Origin of the sequence: Janthinobacterium sp. Mn2066 (genome assembly GCF_049319705.1) — a bacterium.
In the GTDB taxonomy this organism is placed as follows: domain Bacteria; phylum Pseudomonadota; class Gammaproteobacteria; order Burkholderiales; family Burkholderiaceae_D; genus Janthinobacterium.
Map to the genome: position 1 here is coordinate 1 of NZ_JBMOUF010000025.1, position 6,289 is coordinate 6,289.

General features: G+C 42.0%; 5 protein-coding genes. All 5 read left to right on the plus strand.

The window, feature by feature from the left end:
- Nucleotides 1-240 precede the first annotated feature (240 nt).
- The 5 genes from ACL9RI_RS27505 to ACL9RI_RS27525 all read left to right on the plus strand — a co-directional run bounded on the left by ACL9RI_RS27505 (nucleotide 241) and on the right by ACL9RI_RS27525 (nucleotide 6,029).
- Nucleotides 241-606, plus strand: a complete 366-nt coding sequence (locus tag ACL9RI_RS27505) for a hypothetical protein (protein WP_422729628.1) — start codon at nucleotides 241-243, stop codon at nucleotides 604-606.
- Between the two features lie 142 nt (nucleotides 607-748).
- Entirely contained in the window at nucleotides 749-1,729 is a 981-nt protein-coding gene (locus ACL9RI_RS27510; RefSeq protein ID WP_422729629.1) for a TraB/GumN family protein, read from the plus strand.
- A 145-nt stretch (nucleotides 1,730-1,874) separates the two neighbouring features.
- Complete coding sequence (locus tag ACL9RI_RS27515; RefSeq protein WP_422729630.1) at nucleotides 1,875-3,209, plus strand: HlyD family secretion protein; 1,335 nt, start codon at nucleotides 1,875-1,877, stop codon at nucleotides 3,207-3,209.
- Nucleotides 3,210-3,385: 176 nt separating this feature from the next.
- Nucleotides 3,386-5,494 carry a peptidase domain-containing ABC transporter gene (locus ACL9RI_RS27520; RefSeq protein WP_422729631.1) on the plus strand — a complete coding sequence of 703 codons (2,109 nt, stop codon included), beginning with the start codon at nucleotides 3,386-3,388 and terminating at the stop codon, nucleotides 5,492-5,494.
- Nucleotides 5,495-5,741: 247 nt separating this feature from the next.
- Nucleotides 5,742-6,029 carry a hypothetical protein gene (locus tag ACL9RI_RS27525; RefSeq protein WP_422729632.1) on the plus strand — a complete coding sequence of 96 codons (288 nt, stop codon included), beginning with the start codon at nucleotides 5,742-5,744 and terminating at the stop codon, nucleotides 6,027-6,029.
- Nucleotides 6,030-6,289: the final 260 nt, after the last annotated feature.

Here is a 6,289-nt window from a genome sequence, read left to right on the forward strand (position 1 = left end):
TTAGTCGAGGTTTTTCGAGGCACCCGTGAAGTCGCCATAATAAATAGGATGACGTGGAAAAACTCAATGCACTAGCATATTTTCCTTTAACAGACATTACGTTGATAGTGGTTTCATTTAATAAACATGGACAATTTGTAATGCAAATTAAATATTTGACAGGCAATATAAATTTTCGCAAAATAATAATGCCATCTAAATAATGGTAAGTTAATTTAATTTTTAAAAACGGAGTTAAAGATGCGCGTACTTAATTCGTCTGAAATGTTTGCTGTATCAGGTGGTACTCTCGAAATGGATGAGGAGTTCTGGAACGGTGGTGAAAGTTCCGGCGGCAGCGGTGACATGCAAGTGGTAACAATTACAGCAACTCAGGCGGATGTTCAAGCTGCGCGAGACGAATACGCAGCCGGAAATAACTTGGGGAACGCAATCGGAGCTATCGTCGGAACCGCTGCTGGTATGATTGTTCTCGCTGGTTGCGAGGCTGCAACTGCTGGTGTTGGGACGCCAGGTTGCGTCCTTGCGGCAGGCGCAGCCGGAACCTATGTGGCGAGCACGGTCTCAGATGGTGCGAAAGCAACGTTTACATCTAACACGCGCTAAGAAAATATTTCTCAGCCGCGCGGTTTATTCACATGGCCGCTCGGCTTCTATTTTTTCGAAGTTGCTACATATTTGATCCGTAATTTATTGAATTATATTGAATAATAAGTATGGTGATACTTAAAAAATATCATATTGCCTTATGAAAATATGCATCACCATTAGAATCAATTTAATTAAAAACATTCTCTGGGTAGTTGTTTTGAAAAAAATCGCCAATTTTTGCATTGTTCTAGCATTACTAACTTTATCCAATCTAAGTCAGGCACAACCCGTTCCAAATTTCCCTATATTGAAAATTAGCAATGAAAATAGAAGTATCCTATTGGTCGGAAGTAATCATACAGCCCCATTGAACATATACGATCATTCAGCCGCGCAGACCCTAGCAGCTGCAAATTCATTGTGTGTAGAAGTATTACCAAGTGAACGCGAAGCTGCTATAAAAACTATGCGCGCCACCATGCTGAATAACACTGGTCGAACTCTAGTTCAACGGCACGGCCAGTCAGTCGCAGATGAAGTAACTGTTGCTTTATCATGGAACTCCCTGCTCACTAACAGACTAAACAATCTTTCGGATCAGGCTTTGGGTACCCTTCTTTGGATAGTCCCCACGGTTGATCAGGATCATCCTCCAGCAACCATGCGCCCAGATTATTCTATCGATGCGAGCCTTCTTAATTTTGCCATGCAACACAATCTAAAATTGGGATCCATCGAAGATCTGGACGCAATAGAAAAATCCTCTTTAAATATGACGCAAGAAAAATGGTCAGATTATTTAAAAAAAAGTTTAGAGCTATCAAAATGCAAAGAATGCCAACGTGAATTAGCAAAACACATGGCTCAGCAGTATGTTCCTTCCACAAACTATGAGGACGCATATAAAGAAGTACATGCAGCATTCGGATCAAATGAATCGCTCTTTAACTATTATGACGAGATCAACATACGTTCTCGGAATGTTGGCTTTGCTCAAAATATTTACACCCGGGCACTAAATCTCGGCGAATGCGATGTTGTTGCTGTAGGCGCTACCCATCTTGGCGGACCGCACGGTATCGTAGCGCTACTAAAAAAAATGGGGGTAAAGGTATCATCACAGTATTTTGATAATTAACCGCAACCCTCATTTCGTTAAATTATTTAAAAAAATAATAAATATTGGTTACGCAATATGCTGGAAAAAAATAGTTTTATTTTTTCAATTTTAAAAAATCATATATATCATCAAAAATAAAATACGGATAATTTCCTAAAGTATAATGAAATCAGCGTATAAGAACTCCAACCTGGAGCCCGAGAAGTCCTTATTTCGAAGCGAAATCATCGCGGCACAGGGCAGCCGAGGACTTGGAGCGATACGGGTGGCACAACCAATATCAGGATGGTTCATCGCTTGCATTGCGTTAGTTTTGACAGCAATACTCCTTTCATTCGTGACGTTAGGTAGTGTGACAAAAAAGGCCCGCGTCGCAGGCCTTACTGTGCCAAGTAGTGGAAGTTTAAGTATTCTCGCCCCGAATGCGGGCGTTCTAACGCGTAGTTTTGTCAAGGAAGGCGATCGGGTCAAGGCGGGGCAACCTCTATTTGAGCTATCAACAGAACGTCAAGGCGATGGAGGAGAAATCACTGAGTTGGTATCACAACAACTCGCGATTCGTCAACAGACTATAGAATCGGAGCGGCGTGTTCGGATTTCTCAAACTGAGGAAAAACGTCACGCTATTGATGAACGAATTCAAAATCTTCGTGCCGAGACCATCCAACTTGAACAAGAAATCGGTTTGGCAAATCGACGAAAAAGCTTGGCACAAAAAACCGTCGACAATTATCAAACTTTGCAAAACAACGGCTTTGTTTCCTCGGCACAAATACAGCAGCGACAAGAGGAACTGATAGACATCGACTCCCACCTTTCCACACTGGTGAGAACTAGGGTGCAGCTGGAAGCCTCCCGTTTGAGTATGGAGGCCGATCGGAAAGCTTTGTCTAATTCTTTGAGCGCGGATTTAGCACAGTTTGAATCTTCGGCGGCGAACCTGAAACAAGAGATTGCGGAGAACCAAAATCGGAAACAAAATCTGATCGTAGCCTCCTACGCAGGCACAGTCACAACGTTGGTTTATGAACAAGGACAGGCAGTTAATACCGGGCAAGCGTTGGCAACCCTCATACGCAATCCCAACAAAAGAAACCTCGGCGACGATTTGGAAGTACATCTTTATACACCGAGTCGAACAGCTGGTTTTGTTGCCCCAGGTCAGATTGTGTTGTTGCGTTACCAGTCCTATCCTTATCAAAAGTTTGGGTTGCAGCGCGGCATGGTGACCGCAGTAAGTAAGACGCCATTCGCACCAAGCGAACTTCCGAACAATCTAGCAAGCACAATCCTTAGCAATGTGCAACAAAGCGCCATAGGAACGAATACCAGTGAGGCGCTTTATCGAGTCAAGGTGAAAATTGATAAACAGAGTATTACCGCCTATGGTCACGAGCAATTATTAAAACCTGGCATGACATTGGATGCGGATATTATTCAAGAGAACCGGAAGATATGGGAGTGGATTTTTGATCCTATTCTCGCTATTGTTAGATAAAAATCGTAAATTTGAGTGCGTTTAATAATTAAAAAATAGAATATTGCTCTGAAATTCTGTATCACTGTTCTTCCAAAAATGATAGGCGATTGCTGTTGTTTACTATCTACAGTGCCGATGTTTCATCAATTTTGATTTTTAAAAAATTATCTAAATAAAGTTTAGGCAAATAACACATGAAATTGGTTCTACAAAGCGAGTCGAGCGAATGCGGGTTGGCGTGCCTAGCTATGATCGCCAACCATTTCGGTCATTTCATAGAACTCTCGGAACTTAGGAGTCGATTTTCGATTAGCCTCAAGGGAGCCACGCTGTCCCAGATCATGCGTCATGCTGCTTCGATAAATATGACTGCACGACCATTGCGACTGGAAATTGAAGAGATGCATAAGTTGCAACTACCTTGTATCCTACATTGGAATCTTAATCACTTTGTCGTACTGAGGGATATCAAGACCCGGCTCAATGGCAAGACCATAGTACGCTTATTCGACCCAGCAGTCGGTGAGCGCAATTTGACGCTTGAGGAGGTATCGAAATATTTCACTGGAGTAGCCCTGGAATTGGCACCCAATACGGACTTCATAAGAAAACAAGAAAGCAAACGTATCGCCATTCAAGATCTTACTGGCAATATCATAGGATTGCGCCGGGCACTTGTTCAGATATTTTTGTTGGCACTGACGCTGGAGGTCTTTGCGATAGTCTCACCGCTATTCAATCAGTTTGTCGTGGATGAAGTAATCGTCAGTGGCGACACTGATTTGCTTAATGTTCTTGTGTTTGGATTTGGACTCCTGCTGGTAACCCAGACGGCAATCGGACTGGCACGAAGTTGGTTCCTGATGCGGTGGAGCATAGATATTGGTTTTCAGTGGTCAACGCGGGTTTTTTCGCATTTGATCCGCCTTCCGGTTTCATTTTTTGAGAAGCGACATTTAGGTGATATCGTTTCGCGTTTTGGTAGTATTTCAACGATTCAAAGTACGTTGACGAGCTTATTCGTCGAGAGTGTACTGGATGGTTTAATGGCGCTACTTGCGCTAGCAATGATGTTTGTTTATAGCTCTAAGCTTAGTTGGTTCGTACTGGTGGCAGTAACTTTATATGCTATGTTGCGATGGATATTCTATCAACCAATGCGCGAGGCATCTAGAGAGCGGCTGATACTTTCATCGAAAGAAAATAGTTATTTTTTGGAAACAATACGTGCTATTACTCCCCTCAAGCTTTTCGGTCGAGAAGTAGAGCGTATATCGCGCTGGCAAAATCTAAAGCAGGATGTTATTAATCGCGATGTGAAGACTCAAAAATTAGGTATTGTTTTTAAAATCAGCAATATCGCAATTTCTGGAGTACAGAGCCTCACGATGTTCTACATCGGTGCAGGTCTAGTTATGAACCGATCCCTGTCAGTTGGCATGCTGATGGCTTTCACCAGCTATGCAGGTACGTTCTCTGGGCGCATATTTAGCTTGATAGATCTTTTCGTAAGCGTCAGGATGCTAGGCCTCCACATGGAAAGACTATCTGATATCGTTCTCGAATCACCCGAAAAAGAGATTTATGCTGAGACGGATATAGACCGGGTTCAGCCTAACATCACCCTCAAGAATATAAAATTTCGTTATGCCGAAGGCGAATCATGGGTGCTAAACGACGTTAATCTACATATTCCAGCTGGACAGAGCATCGCCCTAGTGGGACCCAGTGGTTGTGGGAAAACAACGCTTTGTAAGATTATATTAGGACTGCTTAGTCCGACAGAGGGGGAGGTCTACATTGATGACATCCCCATCAATAAGCTTGGTCTACGTCGCTATCGTGAAATGATCGGAACCGTGATGCAAGACGATGTACTAATCTCGGGTTCGCTCTTCGATAATATCAGCTTTTTTGATTCTTTTAACAACATTCACAGAGTTGAACAAAGTGCCAAAATATCAGCAATCCACGATGAAATTATCAAGATGCCTATGGGATATCAGTCTTTGGTGGGCGATATGGGTAGCAGTTTATCCGGGGGACAGAAACAGCGAGTCCTGCTGGCGAGAGCACTTTATAAACAGCCAAAGGTGCTTGCGCTAGATGAGGCGACAAGCCATCTCGATGCACACAACGAATCAATAGTTAGTAATTCACTATCAAATCTCAGCTTAACTCGTATCATCATTGCACATCGAGAGGAAACCATTCGCACGGCACAACGAGTAGTTGAGTTATCACACGGGAAAATTGTAGAGTTAGAATCACATGGTTCGCCATCGATAGAGGTAGCTGCGTAATCAGCTATAATTTACCATGCGAATATATCTCTTAAATTTGTTGGAATTAGTCAATCGAATATTTAATGCGATTCACTGCACCATCAATAAGAATTGTTTTATTTTAATATCTTGAAAATTAATGGTTAAGTAATTTAAACGACAACTCCAACTCATTAAATAATATTAAAAAATTAATCATCAATTGGAAAATTTTCTCAATCTTTCGGAAAATTAAATTTAATTATAAGTTGATAGGAGTATAATTTTGAAAAAAACTAAATATCAAGATATTGCCTCAGGTGTGTCAATAGTGACAAAAATAGATGACGTAAGAGAAAATATGCTTGGAAGTCAGAGCCGTGTACGTGCAGCGATCATTGCCATAGTCGGAGCAACATTGATATGTATGTTGATTGATATGCCACGTGGCACTGTTACGATATTAGGAGGGCTAACTGCTCTCACTTTATTCAACGCATACGAATGCTATGAACTTAGACGTCGAATAGATAAGGTAATTAATCTAATTGAGACAAAAAGTCTTGAAAATTAAATCATCGATCTTTACTGCAGAATTAATTAAGCTTAGACAAGCGCTGATCATATCGGAACACAGGTGCGTCCATCGGATATATCGCGAGTTCGACTTTAACTTGCGGATCATGCTGCGTCATCGTTTTGTGCGAGAAAAGCCGCTGACGGTGATCGTTTTGATATGTTCTACCATCAGCTCTACCAGCATGCGTACAGGCGTGCTCAAGCTCGCTTGATAGCAGTATACCAGTCCGATATCTGGATAAAAGGTGCCCCTAG